The sequence below is a fragment of the Thalassotalea sp. PLHSN55 genome, assembly GCF_052030545.1.
In the GTDB taxonomy this organism is placed as follows: Bacteria; Pseudomonadota; Gammaproteobacteria; order Enterobacterales; family Alteromonadaceae; genus CANMXU01.
Window position 1 is genome coordinate 1 of record NZ_JBPDIH010000025.1, and the last position, 2,432, is coordinate 2,432.

General features: G+C 33.8%; 2 protein-coding genes and 1 pseudogene. All 3 read left to right on the forward strand.

What is annotated here, in order from left to right; all coding sequences use genetic code 11:
* The first annotated feature begins 92 nt into the window (after window positions 1-92).
* The 3 genes and pseudogenes from ACRRSQ_RS20510 (at window position 93) to ACRRSQ_RS20520 (ending at window position 2,271) form a co-directional block, all read left to right on the forward strand.
* Window positions 93-416, forward strand: a complete 324-nt coding sequence (locus tag ACRRSQ_RS20510) for a hypothetical protein (protein ID WP_440877643.1) — start codon at window positions 93-95, stop codon at window positions 414-416.
* A gap of 378 nt (window positions 417-794) precedes the next feature.
* Window positions 795-1,235, forward strand: coding sequence for a hypothetical protein (locus tag ACRRSQ_RS20515; RefSeq protein WP_440877644.1), 441 nt, complete (start codon window positions 795-797; stop codon window positions 1,233-1,235).
* A 698-nt stretch (window positions 1,236-1,933) separates the two neighbouring features.
* Window positions 1,934-2,271: pseudogene (locus ACRRSQ_RS20520) on the forward strand (DUF6678 family protein).
* Window positions 2,272-2,432: the final 161 nt, after the last annotated feature.

Below are 2,432 nucleotides of genomic sequence, written 5' to 3' on the forward strand. Positions count from 1 at the left end.
ATTCAACAGGACTAAAAAAGTTGGCTTTCGCTTCGCGATTGTAGCCAATCTTTTTTAGCCTATTAATATAAGCGTTAGGGGTAAACTCAAGTATGAAGATTTACGATGATTATGCAGAACAAGTTGCAGTGGAATATTTTTCCAATATTTCAAATACCGTTGGTGCTGTTGGGCTTGGTATTTTTATTGGTTTACTTCATGTAAATACTACCCCTCAAAAATCTGCATTACTTGCTTTTATTATTCTATTTCTTTGGGTTTTCTCCCAAGGTTCTGAATATCGCAAACTATTAAAAATCCAAAAAGTAAAACCTAAATATGGGGCATTTATCAAGCATGGCTGGTTAAGCTACATCGCACTTCTATTATTGGGGGGCTTGGGTTTAGATTTAATCAAAGCTAGTTGGTTTGTGTAAATTACCCCTAACAAGAACTTCAAACGGAAAAAATACAGTTGGCTGTTTTCACTCCGTTCAACATTTTAGCCAACTTTATTTTTCCGCTTAAGTAGGCGTTATCGGGCAACGAAGTTTAAGGTTAAAAATTTTTAAGATTAGCGTCTTTTTCTAATCAACAAATTTGTAAACTCTGTAAAGATTTAAAATTCATTTGCATTGTTCTGCCCTTTTCAGGTTCAATGTAAAAAATTAAGTTTTAGTGTTACTTGTTAGTTTTTCGGTAGTTGCCCGCTAACAAGGCATTCAACAGGACTAAAAAAGTTGGCTTTCGCTTCGCGATTATAGCCAATCTTTTTTAGCCTATTAATATAAGCGTTAGCATTACAGGGAAGTCTGGTGAATAAAACTTATATACAAAGCCGCAATCAAAGCATATTCAACAAGTTTTATTTATCCATAACCCAATTGTTTTGGTTGATTACTTTTGCATTCATCTTTGGATACTTTACAGACTATCCAGCTAATAATTTAAATTTCACTATTATTATCACCTTTGCAATCCCATCTTTATATATTCTGTGGCTTGTAATATTCAACTCGGGAAAAGCTAAAATCATTGAACATGGCCTAGAACTAAATGAAAAAGGTGTTTGTTATATTCATTACGGTAGTAAAAAAATTATTTCATGGGCTAATTTTTCAGGACTAAAAATTAAAAATAAATTTCCTCGCATGGTGTTGTTAAAAAGCTCGAATAAAGAAAACATTGAATTTAGTTACTACACTTTTTCATCACAGCAACGCAGAGAAATTTTTAATTACTTGAGTTCTAAGTAATGCTAACAAGTCACTCAAAAGGACAAATAACAGTTGGTTTTTGCTCCTTCGTCGCTTATTTTAACCAACTGATTATTTGCCTCTTAGTGAGGCGTTATGTGCTTTAACTAAAAGCTCTTAAAATAAAAACAATTTAGGTGTGTTTCGCCATTATTAGTTAGGCTAGCCTTAATAAGCTTTATTGCTTTTTATGAAAGACATTTGCAATAAAACTATTAATTTAATCTAACATCAGTTTTAATGGCTCAAGGCAAGTTTTGGTTAAGGGTAACTTCGCCGTAGCTTGGCAATAAACCTAAACCAAGCTGCACATAACAAGTTGTTCAACGGGACAAAAAACAGTTGGCTTTTGTTCACTTCGTTCACTATTTTAGCCAACTATTTATTTGCCCATTAACAAGGGCGTTAGCAGGCAACGAAGTTTAGGATTAAAAATTTGTGAGATTGGCTTCTTTTTCTCATCAACAAATTTGCAAACTCAGTAAAGATTGAAAATTCAGTTGCATTGTTCCGCCCTTTTCAGGTTCAATGTAAAAATCAAAGTTTAATGTTATTTGTTAGTTTTTCGGTAGTTGCCCGCTAACAAGGCATTCAACAGGACTAAAAAAGTTGGCTTTCGCTTCGCGATTGTAGCCAATCATTTTTAGCCTATTAATATTAGCGTTAGTTGTTTCGAGAGTTTGGAGAAAATAAAAAGTATGGATGCAAATCAAATAGAGGTTTTGATTAACTCAATTAAAGCTGAGTTACCATTTACACCTCCATTTCAATACAAAAAATTTGATGAAGATCCATTCCCATTATCATTCTCTGAAAATGTAAACTACTTAGGTGATTGGTCAGCACATTGCCTGCATCCTTTTACTAAAATAGAGTGGCTTTGTGTTCGTCCACAATATTTAAAATTGTTGGGCGCTTAGTTCCACCTAGAGTAGTTTCCTGTGAGGCTGAGTTTATTAATTTATTGCAAAACTTAAAGGTTCCATTTCAGTCACAAGGTGATACTATTTTCATTTATTGTAATAAAAACAACTAACAAGCCAATCAAGCGGGACTAAAAACAGTTTGCTCGGTTTCGCTTCGCTACACATTTTAGCAAACAATTTTTAGCCCCTTATTGGGGCGTTGGTATGACTCCCCACGTCAACTTAAAAACACTGATCCCTGCTCAATAAATTAGAGCCATAATCTTTTCTT

Excerpts from the sequence above, each read along its gene's own strand:
- ACRRSQ_RS20510 (WP_440877643.1), top strand. The coding sequence starts at position 93 with ATGAAGATTTACGATGATTATGCAGAACAAGTTGCAGTGGAATATTTT.